This is a genomic window from Streptomyces sp. CT34 (genome assembly GCF_000805335.1).
Lineage (GTDB): Bacteria > Actinomycetota > Actinomycetes > Streptomycetales > Streptomycetaceae > Streptomyces.
Map to the genome: position 1 here is coordinate 6,185,702 of NZ_KN708638.1, position 19,367 is coordinate 6,205,068.

19 protein-coding genes and 1 pseudogene are annotated in these 19,367 nt (G+C 70.2%); 15 read left to right on the forward strand and 5 right to left on the reverse strand.

The window, feature by feature from the left end:
- The first annotated feature begins 362 nt into the window (after nt 1–362).
- Complete coding sequence (locus tag RZ84_RS27010) at nt 363–665, forward strand: DUF4193 domain-containing protein (protein ID WP_016575747.1); 303 nt, start codon at nt 363–365, stop codon at nt 663–665.
- 99 nt (nt 666–764) lie between these two features.
- Complete coding sequence (locus RZ84_RS27015; protein WP_043266554.1) at nt 765–1,547, forward strand: hypothetical protein; 783 nt, start codon at nt 765–767, stop codon at nt 1,545–1,547.
- On the opposite strand, the gene RZ84_RS27020 is transcribed toward RZ84_RS27015, so the two are convergent.
- Nucleotides 1,487–1,930, reverse strand: coding sequence for a DUF3093 domain-containing protein (locus tag RZ84_RS27020; RefSeq protein ID WP_043266556.1), 444 nt, complete (start codon nt 1,928–1,930; stop codon nt 1,487–1,489). The genes RZ84_RS27015 and RZ84_RS27020 overlap by 61 nt on opposite strands.
- Before the next feature lie 58 nt (nt 1,931–1,988).
- Here RZ84_RS27020 and RZ84_RS27025 point away from each other — a divergent pair, with 58 nt between their 5' ends.
- From RZ84_RS27025 to RZ84_RS27060, 8 genes are all read left to right on the forward strand, one after another.
- A complete protein-coding gene (locus RZ84_RS27025) occupies nt 1,989–2,582 on the forward strand; it encodes a PaaI family thioesterase (RefSeq protein WP_043266558.1) in 594 nt (197 codons plus the stop codon).
- The gene (gene dut / locus RZ84_RS27030; RefSeq protein ID WP_043266560.1) at nt 2,579–3,100 is read left to right on the forward strand and encodes a dUTP diphosphatase; all 522 of its coding nucleotides are present in this window, start codon (nt 2,579–2,581) and stop codon (nt 3,098–3,100) included. The genes RZ84_RS27025 and dut overlap by 4 nt, the downstream gene beginning before the upstream one ends.
- A gap of 1 nt (nt 3,101) precedes the next feature.
- On the forward strand, nt 3,102–3,869 hold the full coding sequence (locus tag RZ84_RS27035) for a DUF3710 domain-containing protein (protein WP_043270931.1): 768 nt from the start codon (nt 3,102–3,104) through the stop codon (nt 3,867–3,869).
- Between the two features lie 326 nt (nt 3,870–4,195).
- Nucleotides 4,196–4,285 carry a K(+)-transporting ATPase subunit F gene (kdpF, locus tag RZ84_RS35620; RefSeq protein WP_016575741.1) on the forward strand — a complete coding sequence of 30 codons (90 nt, stop codon included), beginning with the start codon at nt 4,196–4,198 and terminating at the stop codon, nt 4,283–4,285.
- Nucleotides 4,286–4,316: 31 nt separating this feature from the next.
- Nucleotides 4,317–5,993, forward strand: a complete 1,677-nt coding sequence (gene kdpA / locus RZ84_RS27045; RefSeq protein WP_043266563.1) for a potassium-transporting ATPase subunit KdpA — start codon at nt 4,317–4,319, stop codon at nt 5,991–5,993.
- Between the two features lie 32 nt (nt 5,994–6,025).
- Nucleotides 6,026–8,125 carry a potassium-transporting ATPase subunit KdpB gene (gene kdpB, locus RZ84_RS27050; RefSeq protein WP_043270933.1) on the forward strand — a complete coding sequence of 700 codons (2,100 nt, stop codon included), beginning with the start codon at nt 6,026–6,028 and terminating at the stop codon, nt 8,123–8,125.
- Nucleotides 8,126–8,130: 5 nt separating this feature from the next.
- Entirely contained in the window at nt 8,131–8,799 is a 669-nt protein-coding gene (kdpC, locus tag RZ84_RS27055; protein ID WP_043270935.1) for a potassium-transporting ATPase subunit KdpC, read from the forward strand.
- Between the two features lie 510 nt (nt 8,800–9,309).
- The gene (locus tag RZ84_RS27060) at nt 9,310–10,488 is read left to right on the forward strand and encodes an alginate lyase family protein (RefSeq protein WP_043266565.1); all 1,179 of its coding nucleotides are present in this window, start codon (nt 9,310–9,312) and stop codon (nt 10,486–10,488) included.
- Nucleotides 10,489–10,991: 503 nt separating this feature from the next.
- On the opposite strand, the gene RZ84_RS27065 is transcribed toward RZ84_RS27060, so the two are convergent.
- Both RZ84_RS27065 and RZ84_RS39180 read right to left on the reverse strand, forming a co-directional pair.
- Nucleotides 10,992–11,558 (reverse strand): GNAT family N-acetyltransferase, encoded by a 567-nt coding sequence (locus RZ84_RS27065; RefSeq protein ID WP_043266567.1) that lies wholly within the window; start codon nt 11,556–11,558, stop codon nt 10,992–10,994.
- A gap of 163 nt (nt 11,559–11,721) precedes the next feature.
- Complete coding sequence (locus tag RZ84_RS39180; RefSeq protein WP_157878901.1) at nt 11,722–11,862, reverse strand: hypothetical protein; 141 nt, start codon at nt 11,860–11,862, stop codon at nt 11,722–11,724.
- Between the two features lie 612 nt (nt 11,863–12,474).
- Between RZ84_RS39180 and RZ84_RS27070 the strand changes: the two genes are divergently transcribed.
- The 4 genes from RZ84_RS27070 (at nt 12,475) to RZ84_RS27085 (ending at nt 17,272) form a co-directional block, all read left to right on the forward strand.
- Nucleotides 12,475–15,030 (forward strand): sensor histidine kinase, encoded by a 2,556-nt coding sequence (locus RZ84_RS27070; RefSeq protein ID WP_043266569.1) that lies wholly within the window; start codon nt 12,475–12,477, stop codon nt 15,028–15,030.
- Nucleotides 15,031–15,211: 181 nt separating this feature from the next.
- On the forward strand, nt 15,212–15,895 hold the full coding sequence (locus tag RZ84_RS27075; RefSeq protein WP_043266572.1) for a response regulator: 684 nt from the start codon (nt 15,212–15,214) through the stop codon (nt 15,893–15,895).
- 129 nt (nt 15,896–16,024) lie between these two features.
- The gene (locus RZ84_RS27080) at nt 16,025–16,423 is read left to right on the forward strand and encodes an OB-fold nucleic acid binding domain-containing protein (protein WP_052230169.1); all 399 of its coding nucleotides are present in this window, start codon (nt 16,025–16,027) and stop codon (nt 16,421–16,423) included.
- 3 nt (nt 16,424–16,426) lie between these two features.
- A complete protein-coding gene (locus RZ84_RS27085; protein WP_043266574.1) occupies nt 16,427–17,272 on the forward strand; it encodes a DUF3159 domain-containing protein in 846 nt (281 codons plus the stop codon).
- A gap of 84 nt (nt 17,273–17,356) precedes the next feature.
- Here RZ84_RS27085 and RZ84_RS27090 read toward each other — a convergent pair whose 3' ends face one another.
- Nucleotides 17,357–18,028 carry a potassium channel family protein gene (locus RZ84_RS27090; RefSeq protein WP_043266576.1) on the reverse strand — a complete coding sequence of 224 codons (672 nt, stop codon included), beginning with the start codon at nt 18,026–18,028 and terminating at the stop codon, nt 17,357–17,359.
- The gene (locus tag RZ84_RS27095; RefSeq protein WP_043266579.1) at nt 18,025–18,693 is read right to left on the reverse strand and encodes a potassium channel family protein; all 669 of its coding nucleotides are present in this window, start codon (nt 18,691–18,693) and stop codon (nt 18,025–18,027) included. The genes RZ84_RS27090 and RZ84_RS27095 overlap by 4 nt, the downstream gene beginning before the upstream one ends.
- A gap of 330 nt (nt 18,694–19,023) precedes the next feature.
- Here RZ84_RS27095 and RZ84_RS41770 point away from each other — a divergent pair.
- Nucleotides 19,024–19,367, forward strand: a pseudogene (locus RZ84_RS41770) (potassium transporter TrkA); the annotation flags it as partial.

Consider the following 19,367-nt stretch of genomic DNA (forward strand, 5'->3'; position numbering starts at 1 on the left):
TGCGCGGAATTCGGCTGGTCCGCCCGCCGCCCTGACCGTGTGTGATCCCTCACAGGGGCGTCATTCCGGCCATCTACGCTCCGTGATCAAAATGCCTGGTGGAAAGCCGGGAAAATCCGGGTTTCCCGGAGGCCAGATCACGGGAAGTACACGTGATGGGCTCCGCGAGGTGCGACATTCGGACCGTGTACGGTCCTGATCGCCATCCAAACCGATCACCTCTTCAGGGGTGCGGTTGGGTGTCGATTGAGTAACAGACCTTGATGTGAGGCAAAATCTCCGCCTCAGGTCGGGCACAAGTCCGGCCTCTCACGCGTTACGAGCGCTGAGACACCGCAGACACCCAGAGGGGGAGAGCGAAAATGGCTACGGATTACGACACCCCACGCAAGACCGATGACGACCTCAACGAGGACAGCATCGAGGAGCTGAAGTCGCGGCGGAACGACAAGTCCGCCTCGGCCGTCGACGTCGACGAGTTCGAGCAGGCCGAGGGCCTGGAGCTGCCCGGCGCCGACCTGTCCAACGAGGAACTCGCGGTCCGTGTGCTGCCCAAGCAGCAGGACGAGTTCACCTGCATGAGCTGCTTCCTTGTCCACCACCGCAGCCAGCTGGCTGCCGAGGACAAGAACGGCAACCCGATCTGCCGCGACTGCGCGGCCTGACGGGTCTGCGCCGTGCCAGGCGTGAACCCGTTCCGTAAAGGACGCGAGGGCGGCAGAGGTCCGGCGGCCGGCGCACGATCACGCGAGGAAACCGCGCCCGTGCCCGCCGACCCGACCGCCCTCCCCGAGGACCGGACCGCCGGCGCACGGCGGGAGCGGGGCCGCACGGCCTCGCTCGCGGCCACGGTCGGCCGCGGCGTCCGGAAAGGCGGCGGCAGCGTACGGGTGGCGCTCGCCGCGACCGCCGACCGGATCGTCGCCACCGCACCGCGGATCCCGGTCCGCGATCTCGCCACGCTGCGCGCGCAGTTCCCCGGCCTGACCCCCGAGGAACTGGCCGACAAGCTGGTGGCGGGCGCCTGCGGGGGCACCGCGACGGTCGGCGCGGGGGTGGGTGCGGCGGCCATGCTGCCCGTACCGCCCGCCATGCCCGCCGAACTGGCCACCGAGGTCGCCGGCGTCGCCTCGGTGGAGATCAAACTGATCGCCGAACTGCACGAGGTCTACGGCCTGCGCCCGCCGGGGAATCTGGCGCAGCGCGCCACGGCCTATCTGACGTCCTGGACGCAGGAACGCGGCATCGACGTCGCCCAACCCGCCTCGGTGAACGCCGCGCTCGGCGGGCAGATGAGGCGCGAGCTGCGCCAGCGGATCATGAAGCGCACCCTGCGCAACCTTCCCAACCTCACGCCGTTCCTGGTCGGCGCCGCCGTCGGCGCGTTCCTGAACCGCCGCGACACCGCGAGGCTCGCCGCCAGGATCCGCGCGGACCTGCGCCGCCGGCAGGTCCCCTGGGACGCCCTCCCCGACGACCGGCGCGGTCAGCCGCGCACCGACGCCAGCGCCGAGACCAGGCGCTCCGGCTCCCGCGTCGACAGATAGGCGTAGGGCGTCGGGTCCTCGGGGTCGGTGATCTCCACCCGCACCGCCGTGCGCACATAGCCGCGCAGCAGCATGTACGCGCGCGCGTCCGCCTTGTACGTCCGCCAGGCCAGCGCCTCGTCGGCGTCCAGTGCCTGCGCCTCGCCCAGCGCCGACAGCGGGATCTTCGCGTCGCCGGCGATCAGCGCGCCGCCCACCACCCGGATCCGCGCCGAGCCGTACGAGCTCACCGCCACCGCGGACAGCGCGGCCCCGCCGATCAGCCCGCCGAGCATGGGGAGCGTCCCCAGGGGGAGCAGCATCAGGGCGCAGGCGACGCCGATCAGCGCGGCGATCACCCACCAGGACCGGGGTGCGGTGAGACGTTCTTCGTACGACTGCATGGCTCCAGCTTGGCACGGCGGTACAGGCCCCTTACGCGCGCGGGTAGGGTCTGCACTCGTGAGTGGAACTGACCAAACCAGGACGCGGCTGACGCCACCAAAGGACGCCACCGCTCCGGTCCGACACCCCGATGCGCCGGCGCCCGGAGAACTGCTCGGCGCGCACTACGACCGGTGTTTCGGCTGCGGTACGGGCCAGCCGCACGGGCTGCACCTGGAGGCGCGGGCCGGCGAGGGCGTGAGCGTACGCGCGGAGTTCACCGTCAAGGAGGCCCATCAGGGCGCGCCGGGCCTGGCGCACGGCGGGGTCCTGGCCACCGCGCTGGACGAGACGCTCGGGTCGCTGAACTGGCTGCTGCGGGTGATCGCGGTGACCGGCCGGCTGGAGACCGACTTCGTGGCTCCGGTGCCGCTGGGCACGGTGCTGCACCTGGCGGCGCGGGTCACCGCGGTGCACGGCCGGAAGATCTACTCGACGGCGGTGGGCCGGATAGGCGGCCCGGACGGTCCGGTGGCGGTACGCGCCGAGGCCGTCTTCATCGAGGTGAAGGTCGACCACTTCATCGACAACGGAAGGGCCGAGGAGATCCAGGCGGCGATGGCCGACCCGGATCAGGTCAAGCGAGCGCGTGCCTTTGAGGTGAACCCGTGAGTCAGCTACGGAATCCGGTGGATGTGCTGCTGCGGCGGCTGGACCCGGAAGTGCCGGTCCCGGCGTACGGGCATCCCGGCGACGCCGGCGTGGATCTGGTGACCACCGAGGCCGCCGAACTGGCGCCGGGGGAGCGCACCGTGCTCCCCACCGGGGTGTCGATCGCGCTGCCCGACGGCTACGCGGCGTTCGTGCACCCGCGGTCGGGTCTGGCGGCCCGCTGCGGACTGGCGCTGGTGAATGCTCCCGGGACGGTGGATGCCGGGTACCGTGGAGAGATCAAGGTGATCGTGGTCAATCTGGACCCCCGCGAGAGCGTGCGGTTCGAGAGGTTCGACCGGATTGCCCAATTGGTCGTCCAGCAGGTCGAGAAGGTGCGCTTCCACGAGGTGGCGGAACTTCCCGGCTCGGCGCGGGCCGAGGGGGGATTCGGGTCCACCGGCGGTCACGCGGCGGTGGGCGGCTCCACGGGCGGGAATGAATACGCATCGGTCGGTGGCGACCGGGAAGGACAGTGACGTGTTCGGACGTCGCAAGAAGAACGAGGCTCCTGTAGAGCCGGCCGGGGACGCGGCGCTCGCCGACGAGACGGCGGCCGGAGCGGACGACGGGGACGACGCGACGGAGCAGCGGCTCAATCTTCCGCCCGCGCCGCGGCCGGACGGTCCCTGGGACGCGTCGGAGGTCAAGGAGCCCGGCGAGGGCCGGGTGGACCTCGGCGGGCTGTTCGTGCCGGGTGTCGAGGGCATGGAGCTGCGGGTCGAGGTCGCCGGTGACGCGATCGTCGCCGCGACGGTCGTTCTCCAGGACAGTGCCGTGCAGTTGCAGGCGTTCGCCGCCCCCAGGAACGAGGGCATCTGGGGCGAGGTGCGCGAGGAGATCGCCGCCGGCATCACCCAGCAGGGCGGGGTCATCGACGAGGTCGAGGGCCCGCTGGGCTGGGAGCTGCGCGCCCAGGTTCCGGTGCAGTTGCCGGACGGGACGAACGGCGTGCAGGTCGTGCGCTTCATCGGCGTCGACGGCCCCCGCTGGTTCCTGCGCGGAGTGATCTCCGGCCAGGGCGCGGTGCAGCCGCAGGCCGCGGGCGTACTGGAGCACATCTTCCGGGACACCGTCGTCATCCGCGGCGACGCCCCGATGGCGCCGCGCGACCCGATCGTCCTCAAGCTGCCCGACGACGCCCAGATGGTGCCGGACGGCGTGCAGCAGGACGCGGCCGAGGGCTCGCGCTTCGGCGGTGGTGTGGAGCGCCTGGAGCGCGGACCGGAGATCACCGAGATTCGCTGACGATCTGTCCAGCCCACCGGTGCGAAGAGGCGCCCAGGTCGGCTGGATCCTGACGGTCGCGAGGGCCCGTATCCCCATCGAGGGGGTACGGGCCCTCGCTGTTTTCGCAGGTCAGATCGAGATGCGTAAGAAGTTCGTCAACGGGGTGCTAATGGCCGTAAGGGAGGCGTCAACAACGGTCGAGCGGTGGTCGGAGAACGCTTTGCTTTGGGGGTCCTATCCGCCGCATCCCTCTAGGAGCACACGATGGCCGACGTGGCCTTCGTCGTCGTCACCGTCGCGGTCTTCGCCGTGGTGGCCCTCGTCGCCAAGGGGGTGACGAAGCTGTGACCATCGAAAACATCGTCGGCCTGATCGTTGCCGTCGCCCTTCTCGGTTACCTCGTCCTCGCCCTCGTCTTCCCGGAGAGGTTCTGAGGTGTCGACTGCTGCCACCACAACGGCCTCCATGAGCCCCGTTCTCGCAGGCGTACTCCAGCTCACAGCGCTCGTCGCGGCGCTCGCCCTGGCGTACCGCCCCCTCGGCGACTACATGGCCGCCGTCTACTCCTCTCAGAAGCACCTGCGGATAGAGAAGGTCATCTACCGCTGCATCGGCGCCAACGCCGACACCGAGATGCGCTGGCCCGCCTACCTGCGCGGCGTCCTGGCCTTCTCCGTGGCGGGGGTGCTCTTCCTCTACCTGCTGCAGCGGCTCCAGGGCAGCCTCCCGCTGTCCCTCGGCTTCGCGTCCATCAGCCCGGACCAGGCGTTCAACACCGCGGCATCGTTTGTCGCCAACACCAACTGGCAGTCCTACAGCGGCGAACAGGCCATGGGCCACGTCGTGCAGACCGGCGGCCTCGCGGTGCAGAACTTCGTCTCCGCCGCCACCGGCATGGCCGTCGCCGTCGCCCTCGTCCGCGGCTTCGTCCGGTCCCGCACCGGTGACCTCGGGAACTTCTGGGCCGACCTGGTCCGCGGCACCATCCGCATCCTCATCCCGATCTCCGTCATCGGCGCGGTCGTCCTCGTCGCCTGCGGCGCCATCCAGAACTTCTCCGGCATCCACGGTGTCGGACAGTTCCTGGGCGGCTCCCAGCAGACCAACGGCGGCGCGGTGGCCTCCCAGGAGGTCATCAAGGAACTGGGCACCAACGGAGGCGGCTACTTCAACGCCAACTCCGCCCACCCCTTCGAGAACCCCAACGCCTTCACCAACCTCTTCGAGATCTTCCTGATCCTCGTCATCCCGTTCGCGCTGACCCGCACCTTCGGCAAGCTCGTCGGGAACGTGAAGCAGGGGTACGCGGTCCTCTCCGCGATGGTCGTCATCTGGCTCGGCTTCACCGCGCTGATGATGTGGAGCGAGTTCGCGCACGGCGGTGCGGCACTGCAGGCCGCGGGCGCCGCCATGGAAGGCAAGGAGACCCGCTTCGGCGTCGGCGGCTCCGCGATCTTCTCGGTCGCCACCACGCTCACGTCAACCGGCGCCGTCGACGCCGCCCACTCCTCGTTCACCGCATTCGGTGGCGGCATCCAGATGCTCAGCATGATGCTCGGCGAGATCACACCCGGTGGAGTGGGTTCCGGCCTCTACGGCATCCTCGTGATGGCCATCATCGCGGTGTTCATCGCGGGCCTCATGGTGGGCCGCACGCCGGAATACCTGGGCAAGAAGATCAGCACGCGCGAGATCAAGCTCGCCGCCTGCTACATCCTCATCACGCCCACCCTGGTGCTCGGCTTCACGGCCGTCTCGATGGTGCTGCCCGACGCGCTGGGCTCGATGCTCAACACCAAGGCGACGGGCGCCGGTCCGCACGGATTCTCCGAAATCCTCTACGCCTTCACCTCCGGCGCCAACAACAACGGCTCCGCGTTCGCCGGGCTGAGCGCCAACACCCCCTGGTTCAACACCACGATCGGCATGGCGATGCTGCTCGGTCGCTTCCTCCCGATCGTGTTCGTGCTCGCACTCGCCGGCTCGCTCGCCGAGCAGAAGCCGATCCCGGAGACCGCGGGCACCCTCCGTACCGAGAAGCCGCTCTTCGCCGGGCTGCTCGTCGGCACGATCCTGATCATCACCGGTCTGACCTACTTCCCGGCGCTGGCCCTCGGGCCGCTGGCGGAGGGCCTGTCATGACCGCCCCCGTGAAACCGGAGGAGTCCGGCCCCATGTCCACCGCCACTCCGACCCGCGCCCCGCAACAGGACGTCCCCAGCGGGCAGCAGCCCGGCGACGGCCGCGTGGGCGGCGGTCTCTTCGACCCCAAGCAGCTCGTCAAGTCCCTGCCCGACGCGATACGCAAGCTCGACCCGCGGGTGATGATCAAGTCCCCCGTGATGTTCGTCGTCGAGGTCGGTTCCGTACTCACCACGATCTTCGCGTTCAAGTCCCCCGCGGACTGGTTCGGTTGGGCGATCGCCGCCTGGCTGTGGCTGACCGTCATCTTCGCCAACCTCGCCGAAGCGGTCGCCGAGGGCCGCGGCAAGGCGCAGGCCGACACCCTGCGCAAGGCCAAGACCGACACCGTGGCACGCCGACTCAACGGCACGGACGAGGAACAGGTCCCCGGCACCGAACTGCGCATCGGTGACCTGGTCGTCTGCGAGGCCGGCGACATCATCCCCGGTGACGGCGACGTCGTCGAAGGCGTCGCCTCCGTCGACGAGTCCGCCATCACCGGCGAATCCGCGCCGGTCATCCGCGAGTCCGGCGGCGACCGCTCTGCGGTGACCGGCGGCACGAAGGTGCTCTCCGACCGCATCGTCATCAAGATCACGACGAAGCCCGGCGAGACCTTCATCGACCGGATGATCAACCTCGTCGAGGGCGCCGCACGGCAGAAGACGCCCAACGAGATCGCGCTGAACATCCTTCTCGCGTCGCTCACCATCGTCTTCCTGCTGGCGGTCGTCACCCTCCAGCCGTTCGCGATCTACGCAGGCGCCGAACAGCCCATGATCGTGCTGCTCGCCCTGCTGGTCTGCCTGATCCCGACGACCATCGGCGCGCTCCTGTCGGCCATCGGCATCGCCGGTATGGACCGTCTCGTCCAGCGCAACGTTCTGGCGATGTCGGGTCGCGCCGTCGAAGCGGCGGGCGATGTATCGACATTGTTGCTCGACAAGACCGGCACCATCACCTACGGCAACCGTCAGGCCGCCGAGTTCGTCCCCGTGCAGGGCGTCACCGAGGCCGAGGTCGCCGACGCCGCCCAGCTGTCCTCCCTGGCCGACGAGACCCCCGAGGGCCGTTCCATCGTCGTCCTGGCCAACGACAAGTACGAGCTGCCCGAACGCCACCAGGAAGAGCTGACCGGTGCCGAATGGGTACCGTTCACCGCCCAGACCCGCATGTCGGGTGTGGACGTCGACGGCAAGAAGGTCCGCAAGGGCGCCACCGGTTCGGTCGTCACCTGGGTCCGTGAGCGCGGCGGCGAGGTCGCCGCCGACGCCCAGCGGCTGACCGACGAGATCTCCCAGGCCGGCGGCACCCCGCTGCTGGTCGCCCTGGAGGACGAGCGCGGCCCCCGCGTCCTCGGCGTCATCCACCTCAAGGACGTCGTCAAGGACGGCATGCGCGAACGCTTCGTCGAACTGCGCAAGATGGGCATCAAGACCGTCATGATCACGGGTGACAACCCGCTGACGGCCAAGGCCATCGCCGAAGAGGCCGGCGTCGACGACTTCCTCGCCGAGGCCACGCCCGAGGACAAGATGGCGCTCATCAAGCGCGAACAGGCCGGCGGCAAGCTCGTCGCCATGACCGGTGACGGCACGAACGACGCGCCCGCGCTGGCCCAGGCGGACGTAGGCGTCGCCATGAACACCGGTACCTCGGCCGCCAAGGAGGCCGGGAACATGGTGGACCTGGACTCCAACCCGACGAAGCTCATCGAGATCGTCGAGATCGGCAAGCAGCTCCTCATCACCCGGGGAGCGCTGACGACCTTCTCGATCGCCAACGACGTCGCGAAGTACTTCGCGATCATCCCGGCGATGTTCGCGGTGGCCTACCCCGGCCTGGACACCCTCAACATCATGCGGCTGCACAGCTCCCAGTCCGCGATCCTGTCCGCGATCATCTTCAACGCGCTGATCATCGTCGCGCTGGTGCCGCTGGCCCTCAAGGGCGTGCAGTACCGGCCGGTCAGCGCCGACAAGATGCTCCGGCGCAACCTCGCGGTCTACGGACTCGGCGGCCTCATCGCGCCGTTCATCGGCATCAAAATCATCGACCTGCTCATCTCCCTCATCCCCGGAATCGGGTGACCGCCATGAACAACTCGGTACGCAACACCGCCCGGTTGCTGACGGCGGGGCTGCGCGCCCTGCTGGTGCTGACCGTGGTCTGCGGGGTGATCTACCCCCTGGTGGTCACCGGAGTGGCGCAGGCGGCCTTCCCCGGCAAGGCCAACGGATCCGAACTGACCTCGCACGGCAAGGTCGTCGGCTCCTCCCTGCTCGGCCAGCGCTATGACCAGGGCAAGGACAAGGCGGGCAACCCGATCCCGGACCTGCACTGGTTCCAGCCCCGCCCGTCGGCCGGACTGGGCAGCAACCGGACGGCGAAGCCTCCGGTCAACCCCCAGTACGACCTTCAGGTCTCCGGCGGCTCCAACCTGAGCGCCAGCAACACCGACCTGCTCAAGTCGGTGAAGGACGCCAAGCAGTGGGTCGCCACTACGTACGGCGTACCGGAGTCGCAGGTTCCGGCCGACGCGGTGACGTCCTCCGGCTCCGGCCTGGACCCGGACATCTCGCCGGAGTACGCGCAGATCCAGGTCAACCGCGTCGCCAAGGAGAACAAGGTCCCCGCGGACAAGGTGGAGCAGCTGGTCAAGGACCACACCCAGGGCCGCCAGCTGGGATTCATGGGCGACCCCCGGGTGAACGTGCTGGAGCTGAACGTGGCGCTGCGTGACCTGGTGCAGAAGCAGGGCTGAGCGGCGCCTCCAAGAGGTGATCACCGCGGTCGGGTGCGCTGAGCAGCCGAGCCGACCTCGGTGATCGACCGGACAGGGCCGCGGCTCCGGCAGGGGGATGCGGGTGCGCGGTCCTGAGGGGCCGTGGGCCGGCTGATCCGTGGACATGCGGGGAAACGGATCGGCCGGTCCGCGGACCGAATAGCGGGTGGCCCCGAGGATGGTGATCCTCGGGGCCACCCGTTGTTGTGTGGTGGGGAGTTGCGCCGGGGCGGTGTGGCGCGAGGGCGCGGTGTTCAGCACCGTTGCGCGGCCCGATAGGCGAACCGACGTACCGGACAGGGGCGTTGCCGTGCCCCGTTCAGAAGCCCGTCCCGCCTCCAGGTCTTGACGGCGTGTGGGCTTGCCTCTACGTTCGCGAGCCATCGCAGGTGTTCATGTCAACGCCTTCTGTTCACGTACGAGAACAGCAGGCGTCCACTCCTGTCCGCTCCCGTCCATCGAGCCTGTCGACCGGAAGGCACACCCCCCATGCGCGGAAAGCTCACCCTCGCCGTCGGAACCCTCCTCGGCACCCTGACGGGGGGCCTGCTCCTGGGTGCCCCGACCTCCGCGACACCCGCCACCTTCACCCACCCCGGTGTCCTGCTCGGCAGCCGCCAGCTCGACTTCATCCGCAGCAAGGTCAACTCGGGCGCCCAGCCCTGGAAGAGCGCCGACGACGCCATGATGGCGAGCCCCTACGCATCGCTCTCCCGTACACCCAAGCCCCGTGCCACCGTCGAATGCGGCCCTTACTCCCACCCCAACCACGGTTGCACCGACGAACGCGAGGACGCCCTCGCCGCCTACACGCTCTCCCTGGCCTGGTACGTCACCCGCGACACCAGGTATGCCGACAAAGCGACCCAGGTCATGGACGCCTGGTCCGGCACCCTCAAGGACCACACCAACAGCAACGCACCGCTGCAATCCGGGTGGGCCGCCTCCACCTGGTCGCGTGCCGCGGAAATCATCCGCTACACCTACAAGGGCTGGCCCAAGGACCGCATCGACCGCTTCGCCACCATGCTGCGCACCGTGTACCTCCCCAAGGTCATCAACGGCTCGCACAACAACGGCAACTGGGAACTGACGATGATGGAGGCGGCCGTCGGCATATCCGTCTTCACCGAGGACAAGAGCTCCTACGACAGGGCCATCGCCACCTACCGCGCCCGGGTGCCCGCGTACATCTATCTGAAGTCCGACGGCGCCCTGCCCAGGACGACACCGGGAAGCGGCCTCAACAGCCGCGACAAGGTCATCAAGTACTGGCAGGGCCAGTCCACCTTCGTCAACGGCCTCACCCAGGAGACCTGCCGCGACTTCACCCACACCGGATACGGCCTGTCGGCCATCTCGCACATCGCCGAGACCAGCCGCCTCCAGGGCCAGGACCTCTACCCGGAGGTCGCCGACCGGCTCCGCCAGGCCCTCGACTTCCAGGCCACATACGAGCTGGGCGCCACTCCGCCGTCGTGGCTGTGCGGCGGCAGCGTCAAGCGCGGACTGGGTCCGGTCATCGAAGTCGGTTACAACGCACTGCACAACCGCATGGGTTACGCGATGCCCGTCACACAGAAACTGACGGAGAAGCAACGGCCGGCCGGCTCGGACAATCTCTTTGTCGCTTGGGAGACATTGACGAACGCAGACAACCCCAACTGAGGGGAGCGGGGCGGTCGTTCGGGGGTGATGACGTGTGGCGAGCGGTCTGGGCTCGGGTGGCGGGTTTCGGTTGCGGGGCCTGGGTCCGGTGCCGGTCCCGGACCCGCGCAGGTCCACCTCGGCCGCCAGGCCGCTCTCCCTACCCTCCCGGCCATGAGAGGGGTTGGGTCGAACCGCCGCTGACCAGGCCGTCCCGCGAGTTGTCCACAGGCATTGCCTGCCTCCTCGCGCCGTACTCATACTGTTCGCAACCGGTCGGCAGCCCACCACCAGCCACTGTCGAAACACCGGTTACGGCCAACTAGCGGCGCGGCAGGGGATATTGAGAGGGCCTGCCGCTCCGGGGAGGGTGTAACAAGAGACGACGGAAGAGCGGGGGAGAGCAGGAAATGGGCGGACAGAAGACGGCCACAGGCCCGTGCGGAACCGGAAGTTGCGAACGACGGCTCGGGATATCGCCGTAGTCGAGGACCTGCACCGGTGCTCAGCCGCCGGCCCGCGAGCTACCACACGTCGCCCTCGCGCCAGTCGCAGGTGAGATCGGCGTCGAGGTCGAGAGGGACGGACGTAGGCAGGACGTAGATGCACCCGTCCTCCTCCGGGGTGCGTTGGATGCCGTCCGGGGTGAAGGTCCAGGAGCGGCCACGCCACGGCTGCCAGCCGCGTGCGGTGTAGAAGGCGGTGGCCTCGTCGGAAGCGCCGAGGGCGCCGAGGTCGTAGGCGTTGCGGATCACTCGTTCCAGGGCGTCCATCATGGCCGCGCCATGGCCCCGGCCGCGTCGGTCCGCGCGCACGCCGACGCCCTCGACGTAGCCGCACCGGAGCGCGTGTCCGTTGTGCAGCAGTCGGCGCTGTACGACGGAGGCGTGCCCGATGAGTTCGCCGCCTTCGTGGACCAGGGCGTGCATTCCGCCGAGTGCGTGCTCCCAGTCCTCGGACGTCATGTCGTCGAAGACGTCGTAGAGGAGGGCGCGGGCTGCCTTCAGGGTGGCGGTGTCCACGTCGGAGGTGTGGGCGAGGCGTACTTCAGCCGTGCGGGGCCGGGGTGTCGGGGAGGTCGTGGGCGTCATGGACGGCATCGTCGCAGTCAGCCGGTTGGTGAGGCGACGGCTTTATGGCGCTGTTCGGCTGTCAGCAATGCGTCAGAGAAAGCGAGTTGGGCTGGCCGTCGCGCGACGTTGGGGATGTGATGGGGAAATGACCGGGCATTCTGTGCCACCGGGGCCGCCCGCCTCACGGTGGTGCGTGGTGTGCGCTGCCCGGTCCGGTCGCCCACCGGGTGCCGTCGCGGGCGCCGCGTACCTCTTCGCGCGGCGCCCGCCCCTTGTCGCCGCCGTCTTCCTCTTCCTCGGCCTGTCGGTCGAGTGCGTGCACGCGGGCCCGCCCTCCCCTCCTGAGGGCCAGGGCCACGGTGCCCGTCCTCTCCTCTCGGGCGAGCCTCAGCGCAGCACGCTTCTCAGGAGGGCCGCAGCGCAGCACGCTCCGGCGTGGACCGTAGCCGAGCAACCACCCGGCATCAGCCGTAGTGGGAAAGCCGGGACGGGCCGTAGTCCCCTGGCCCAGTAGTCCACTGGCCCCGTAGTCCCCCAGTCCTGTAGTCCCTGGTCCCAAAGTCCCCTGGTCCCGTTATCCCAAAGTCCCCTGGTCCCGTTAGTGGGAATCTCGCCCAGGGGAATCTCGCCGCCGGGCGCGGCGCAAGGGCCGGTAGGGCCTGACAGGAGCTGTGGAGGACGGTCCGGCAAGGCCCCCTCGTGCATGTCCCCTCATGCCCCGCTGCCCCGCCCCCGCCGTTCCCGTCCTTCGTGTCCCCTGCCCCCCACCACCCTCGGAACCCCCGCCCACCCGCTCCACCACCACCCCCGTATCAGAGTCGCGTCAAGACCGGGCGTGAAGCCGCTACCTGCGCCTTTTGTCCCGTTGTCCGGTATGTAGGGTCGCAGTAGGCCCAGCCCGGTGGGGGCGGGCCGCACGTAAGACAATGGGGCCATGGCACGCGGCAAGCTACGGATATACCTCGGCGCGGCACCGGGCGTCGGCAAGACGTACTCGATGCTGTCCGAGGCGCACCGGCGTATGGAGCGCGGTACGGACGTCGTCGTGGCGTTCGTCGAGCACCACGGCCGGCCCCGCACCGAGGTCATGCTCCACGGGCTGGAGCAGGTCCAGCGCCGGGAGCTGGAGTACCGGGGCACGGCGTTCACCGAAATGGACGTGGACGCGGTCCTGGAACGCAAGCCCGCCGTGGCGCTGGTCGACGAGCTGGCGCACACCAACGTCCCCGGGTCGCGCAACAGCAAGCGGTGGCAGGACGTCGAGGAGCTGCTGGAAGCCGGGATCACGGTGATCTCGACGGTGAACATCCAGCACCTGGAGTCGCTCGGGGATGTCGTCGAGTCGATAACGGGTGTGCGCCAGCGGGAGACGGTGCCGGACGAGATCGTCCGGCGGGCCGACCAGATCGAGCTGGTCGACATGTCGCCCCAGGCCATCCGGCGGCGGATGGCGCACGGCAACATCTACAAGTCGGACAAGGTCGACGCCGCGCTGTCCAACTACTTCCGGCCGGGCAACCTCACGGCGCTGCGCGAGCTGGCGCTGCTGTGGGTCGCGGACCGGGTCGACGAATACCTCCAGGAGTACCGGGCGGAGCACTCGATCCGCTCCACCTGGCAGGCGCGTGAGCGGATCGTGGTGGGGCTGACCGGCGGTCCGGAGGGGCGTACGCTCATCCGCCGCGCCGCGCGGATGGCCGCCAAGGGGTCGGGCAGCGAGGTGCTCGCCGTCTATATCGCCCGCAGTGACGGGCTGACATCGGCCTCGCCCAAGGAGCTCGCCGTCCAGCGCAAGCTGGTGGAGGATCTCGGCGGGACGTTTCACCACGTCATCGGCGATGACATACCGAGCGCGCTGCTGGAGTTCGCGCGCGGGGTGAACGCCACCCAGATCGTGCTGGGGTCGAGCCGCCGCAAGGCGTGGCAGTACATCTTCGGACCGGGCGTCGGGGCGACAGTGGCCCGCGATTCCGGGCCCGATCTCGACGTGCACATCGTCACGCACGAAGAGGTCGCCAAGGGCCGCGGGCTTCCGGTGCCGCGCAGTGCCCGGCTGGGGCGGGCGCGGATCATCGCCGGGTGGCTGGTCGGCGTGGGCGGCCCGGTGCTGCTGTCGCTGCTGCTCACCAAGATCTCCAACGGTCCGGGGCTGGCCAATGACGTCCTGCTGTTCCTCTTCCTGACCGTTGTCGCGGCGCTGCTGGGCGGGCAGCTGCCGGCGCTGGCGTCGGCGGCCGTGGGCTCGCTGCTGCTGAACTTCTACTTCACCCCGCCCACCCATACCCTGACGATCAACGACCCGAAGAACATCGTCGCCATCGCGATCTTCTTCGCCGTGGCGGTGTCCGTGGCGTCGGTGGTCGATCTCGCCGCCCGGCGCACCCATCAGGCCGCGCGGTTGCGTGCCGAGTCGGAGATCCTGTCGTTCCTGGCGGGCAGCGTGCTGCGCGGTGAGACCACGCTGAACGCCCTGCTGGAGCGTGTCCGGGAGACGTTCGGGATGGACACGGTTTCGCTGCTGGAGCGCAGCAGCGACGTCGATCCGTGGACGTGTGCGGGCCGCGCGGGCGCCAGCGACACCACGCCGCCGCTGCTGCGGCCCGAGGACGCGGACGTCGACATGCCGGTGGGCGACCACATGGCGCTGGCGCTGACCGGCCGGGTGCTGCCCGCCGAGGACCGCCGGGTGCTGGCCGCGTTCGCCGCGCAGGCCGCCGTCGTACTGGACCGCCAGCGGCTGGTCGGCGAGGCGGAGCGGGCCCGGGAGCTCGCCGAGGGCAACCGCATCCGGACGGCGCTGCTGGCCGCGGTCAGCCACGATCTGCGCACGCCGCTGGCCGGCATCAAGGCGTCGGTCACCTCACTGCGCTCCGATGACGTCGCCTGGTCCGAGGAGGACGAGGCGGAGCTGCTGGCCGGTATCGAGGCGGGTGCCGACCGGCTGGACCACCTGGTGGGCAACCTCCTGGACATGTCCCGGCTCCAGACCGGCACGGTCACCCCGCTGATCCGCGAGATCGACCTCGACGAGGTCGTCCCGATGGCGCTCGGCGGCGTACCGGAGGGGAGTGTCAGCCTCGACATCCCCGAGGAGCTGCCGATGGTCGCGGTCGACCCGGGCCTGCTGGAGCGCTCGGTCGCCAACCTCGTCGAGAACGCCGTCAAGTACAGCCCGGACGGCGAGGTGGTGCTGGTCGCGGCCAGTGCGCTCGGCGACCGGGTGGAGCTGCGGATCGCCGACCGGGGGCCGGGTGTCCCGGACAGCGCCAAGGACCGGATCTTCGAGCCGTTCCAGCGGTACGGTGATGCCCCGCGCGGCGCCGGCGTGGGCCTCGGCCTGGCCGTGGCGCGCGGTTTCGCGGAGGCGATCGGCGGCACGCTGGCCGCGGAGGACACTCCGGGGGGCGGGATGACCATGGTCCTCACGCTCCGGGCCGCTCCGGGCGTGCCGCCGGTCCGGCCCGATCTCCCGGCGCAGGCGACGACATGAGCCCAGCGGGCCATGGCAGAAGCCCCGGGGGCGGCATAGCGTCGCGTCCGCACGACGGTGTGCGTCCGCTCCGCGACACGCGTCCGGGCCTCACCACCGGCCGGACCCTACCGTCCACACTCACCACATGCCCGGCGGGCCCCGCCCGCCGGCTACGACCGACACCACGAGGAGAACGCCAGTGAACCGGGTGCTTGTGGTCGATGACGAGCCGCAGATCGTCCGCGCCCTCGTGATCAACCTGAAGGCGCGCAAGTACGAGGTCGACGCGGCCCCCGACGGGGCCACCGCCCTCAAACTCGCCGCCGCCCGACACCCCGATGTCATCGTCCTCGACCTCGGTCTGCCCGATATGGACGGCGTCGAGGTCATCAAGGGACTGCGTGGCTGGACACGGGTGCCGATCCTGGTGCTCTCGGCCCGGCAGACGTCCGACGAGAAGGTCGAGGCGCTGGACGCGGGCGCGGACGACTACGTGACCAAGCCGTTCGGCATGGACGAGCTGCTGGCGCGGCTGCGGGCGGCGGTGCGCCGGGCCGAGCCGACCGGGCCGGCCGACGACGAGGTGATCGTGGAGACCGAGGGCTTCACCGTCGACCTCGCGGCCAAGAAGGTCAACCGCGGGGGCCGGGACATCCGGCTGACCCCCACCGAGTGGCATCTGCTGGAGGTCCTGGTCCGCAACCAGGGCCGCCTGGTCAGCCAGAAGCAGCTGCTCCAGGAGGTGTGGGGGCCGTCGTACGGCACGGAGACCAACTACCTGCGGGTCTACATGGCCCAGCTCCGCCGCAAGCTGGAGATCGACCCGTCGCACCCCCGGCACTTCATCACGGAGCCCGGGATGGGGTACCGGTTCGAGCAGTGAGGGGGCGGCGCGGCCGGGGGACGGGGGCGCCGCCCGGAGGGCGCGGCAGCGCGGAACCCGGCGCGGGGGGGCCGAGCGCACCGGTTCGCGCGGTGCGGGGCGGTCGGGCAGCCCCGGTACGCTGGGGTTATGAGTGCTGGGATCCGACCCGAGAAGCCGGCCGGCCGCTTCCGCCGGATGCTCGACAGGCTGTCGTCCTCCGAGGAGGAGCTCCAGTCCGCCGAGCTGCAGCAGGACACGCAGGCGACGGGGTGCACCCGTATCTGCGACTGCGACGACCGCCAGATAGTGAAGGTCACCGGCACCCTGCGGCATGTGACGCTGCGGCCCCGCGCCGGTGTGCCCGCGCTGGAGGCGGAGCTGTTCGACGGCTCCGCCGCCCTCGACGTGGTGTGGCTCGGCCGCCGTTCCATCGTCGGGATAGAGCCGGGCCGTAAGCTCATCGCCTCGGGCCGCGTCTCCCTGAGCCACGGACGCCGGGTCCTCTTCAATCCCAAGTACGAACTGCGACCGCTCGGACAGGAGTAGCCGGTGACGTCGTACGACCGACCGACCACTGACCCTGACGCATCCCCCGGCCACGCGACCGCCCCGGCAGGCCTCTCTGCCCCGCCGGAGGCCGCCGCGGGCCCGGACGCCGGCCGGGAGGTGACCGAGGCGGCGCTGTTCGAGGCGTTCGGCGGTGTGCGCGGCATGGTGGAGACCGTTCTCCCCGGCCTGCTGTTCGTCGCGATCTTCACGGTCAACAAGGACCTGCACATCTCGGCGATCGCCGCGCTGGCCGTGTCGCTGGTGCTGTGCGCGGTCCGCCTGATCCGCCGGGACACCGTCAAGCACGCCTTCAGCGGCGTCTTCGGGGTGGCCTTCGGCGTGGTCTTCGCGATGATGACCGGCAACGCCAAGGACTTCTACCTGCCGGGCATGCTCTACACCCTCGGCCTGGCCCTCGCCTACATCGTCAGCACGCTCGCGGGCGTCCCGCTGATCGGGCTGATCCTGGGCCCGGTGTTCAAGGAGAACCTCTCCTGGCGCACCCGCAACCCGGGCCGGAAGGCGGCGTACGCGAAGGCCAGCTGGGCGTGGGGGCTGATCCTGCTCGCCAAGTGCCTGATCCTCTTCCCGCTGTACTGGTGGGCGGACACCACGCAGCTCGGCTGGGTGCTGGTGGCCCTGAAGATCCCGCCGTTCCTGCTCGCGCTGTATCTGACCTGGGTGTTCCTGGTGAAGGCGCCGGCGCCGATCGACGTCTTCGCCGAGATGGAGGCGCAGGAGAAGGCGGAGGAGGCCGAACGGGAGCGGCAGCGCGGGCTGCCGGCCACGGCTCCCGACGCGGCTGCCGCGGACCGGCCGGGCGGCGGGCCGCGCCACCGCCGCTGACGGATCCGCCGCACCGCACCGCATCGCAGGACGCCGGGGCCCGGGAACCAACGTGGTTCCCGGGCCCCGGCGTTCGCCCGTCGGTCAGCTGTCGTCGCGCCGCACCGACAGCAGGTCCTCCAGCTGCTCCTCGCGCGACTGGGCCGCCACGAACAGCAGCTCGTCGCCCGCTTCCAGCGCGTCCTCCTTGTTGGGCGTCAGCACCCGCGTACCGCGGATGATCGTCACCAGGGAGGTGTCCTCGGGCCAGTCCACATCGCCGACCCGGGTGCCGGCCAGCGCCGCCTCCGGGGGCAGCGTCAGCTCGACGAGGTTGGCGTCACCGTGGCTGAAGCGCAGCAGCCGCACCAGGTCGCCGACGCTGACCGCCTCCTCGACCAGGGCCGACATCAGCCGCGGAGTGGAGACCGCGACGTCGACGCCCCAGGCTTCGTTGAACAGCCACTCGTTCTTCGGGTTGTTGACCCGGGCGACCACCCGCGGCACGCCGTACTCGGTCTTGGCGAGCAGCGAGACGACCAGGTTGACCTTGTCGTCGCCGGTCGCCGCGATGACGACGTTGCAGCGCTGCAACGCGGCCTCGTCGAGCGAGGTGATCTCGCAGGCGTCGGCGAGCAGCCATTCCGCCAGCGGCACCCGCTCGACGGAGATGGCCGTCGGCGCCTTGTCGATGAGCAGGATCTCGTGGCCGTTCTCCAGCAGTTCACCGGCGATGGAGCGGCCGACCGCGCCGGCACCCGCAATGGCGACCCTCATGCGTGCGCCTCCTCAGGACCCTGGGCGAATGCCGCCTCGACCTTCTCGACCTCGTCGGTGCGCATCATCACGTGCACCAGATCGCCTTCCTGCAGCACCGTCTGCGAGGTCGGCAGCATCGCTTCACCCAGCCGGGTGAGGAAGGCGACGCGGACACCGGTCTCGTCCTGCAGCTTGCTGATCTTGTGGCCGACCCAGGAGGTGTCGGTGTGCACCTCGGCGAGCTGGACGCCGCCGCTCGGGTCGCGCCACAGCGGTTCGGCGCCCGAGGGGAGCAGCCGGCGCAGCATCTGGTCCGCGGTCCAGCGGACGGTGGCGACGGTGGGGATGCCGAGGCGCTGGTAGACCTCGGCGCGGCGCGGGTCGTAGATCCGGGCCGCGACGTTCTCGACGCCGAACATCTCGCGGGCCACCCGGGCGGCGATGATGTTGGAGTTGTCACCGCTGGAGACGGCCGCGAAGGCACCCGCCTCCTCGATGCCGGCCTCCCTCAGGGTGTCCTGGTCGAAGCCGACACCGGTCACCCGGCGACCGCCGAAGGCGGAGCCGAGGCGACGGAACGCGGTCGGGTCCTGGTCGATCACCGCGATGGTGTGCCCCTGGCTCTCCAGGGTCTGCGCGAGCGCCGAGCCGACCCGCCCGCACCCCATGATGACGATGTGCATGCTGATTACCCCGTGCCCTGGACTAGCGCGCTGACCTGCACAAACACCCTGCTCACTACTTTCTTCTCCGAGTACCGGCGACACGAAGCCACTGCTCGCCACAGCGGCCCGGTGCGTCGCACGGCAGCGCCGGCGGCACCGTGGCCCGGTACAACCGTAGCCGCAATACGGCGCCCGGTAGGGGGCGCGGTGACCACCGGCCCGATGCGGGCCGGCCGCGCACGGCCGCCGGATCGCGCGCCCGGCTGCGCGCCGCCGCGTCCGTAGGGCACGCTACGAGGCGTGCCCCACCTGCCACAGCAGCCCCAACTGGGCTCTCCCACACCGCACATGGTGGTCTGCGGCGATGACGCGCTCGCGCACCGGCTCGCCGCCGAACTCCGGGATGTCTACCGCGAACGGGTGACACTGGTCGTCCCGTCCGCCCGGGAGCCGCACCGCCCCCGGGTACCGCCGCCGTCCCGCGGCCTCGGCCGGGCCACCGCACTGCTGGGCCGGGTCTCGGCGGCGGTGGCCCGCACCGGACCGGGCGCCCCGGCCGCCGCCCCCGTACCGCCGCCCGCGGCGCCCCGCACCCACGCGGAGCCGCCGCCCGAGCCGATACGGATCCTGGAGGCGGCCCAGCCCGACGACGCGGTGCTGGCCGAGGCGGGGATCGGGGAGGCGGGGGCGCT

Excerpts from the sequence above, each read along its gene's own strand:
- kdpA (WP_043266563.1), top strand. The coding sequence starts at position 4,317 with ATGAGCCCCGTTCTCGCAGGCGTACTCCAGCTCACAGCGCTCGTCGCG.
- kdpB (WP_043270933.1), top strand. The coding sequence starts at position 6,026 with ATGTCCACCGCCACTCCGACCCGCGCCCCGCAACAGGACGTCCCCAGC.
- RZ84_RS27070 (WP_043266569.1), top strand. The coding sequence starts at position 12,475 with ATGGCACGCGGCAAGCTACGGATATACCTCGGCGCGGCACCGGGCGTC.
- RZ84_RS27020 (WP_043266556.1), bottom strand. The coding sequence starts at position 1,930 with ATGCAGTCGTACGAAGAACGTCTCACCGCACCCCGGTCCTGGTGGGTG.
- RZ84_RS27010 (WP_016575747.1), top strand. The coding sequence starts at position 363 with ATGGCTACGGATTACGACACCCCACGCAAGACCGATGACGACCTCAAC.
- kdpC (WP_043270935.1), top strand. The coding sequence starts at position 8,131 with ATGAACAACTCGGTACGCAACACCGCCCGGTTGCTGACGGCGGGGCTG.
- RZ84_RS27095 (WP_043266579.1), bottom strand. The coding sequence starts at position 18,693 with ATGCACATCGTCATCATGGGGTGCGGGCGGGTCGGCTCGGCGCTCGCG.
- RZ84_RS27060 (WP_043266565.1), top strand. The coding sequence starts at position 9,310 with ATGCGCGGAAAGCTCACCCTCGCCGTCGGAACCCTCCTCGGCACCCTG.
- RZ84_RS27065 (WP_043266567.1), bottom strand. The coding sequence starts at position 11,558 with ATGACGCCCACGACCTCCCCGACACCCCGGCCCCGCACGGCTGAAGTA.
- RZ84_RS27080 (WP_052230169.1), top strand. The coding sequence starts at position 16,025 with ATGAGTGCTGGGATCCGACCCGAGAAGCCGGCCGGCCGCTTCCGCCGG.
- RZ84_RS27090 (WP_043266576.1), bottom strand. The coding sequence starts at position 18,028 with ATGAGGGTCGCCATTGCGGGTGCCGGCGCGGTCGGCCGCTCCATCGCC.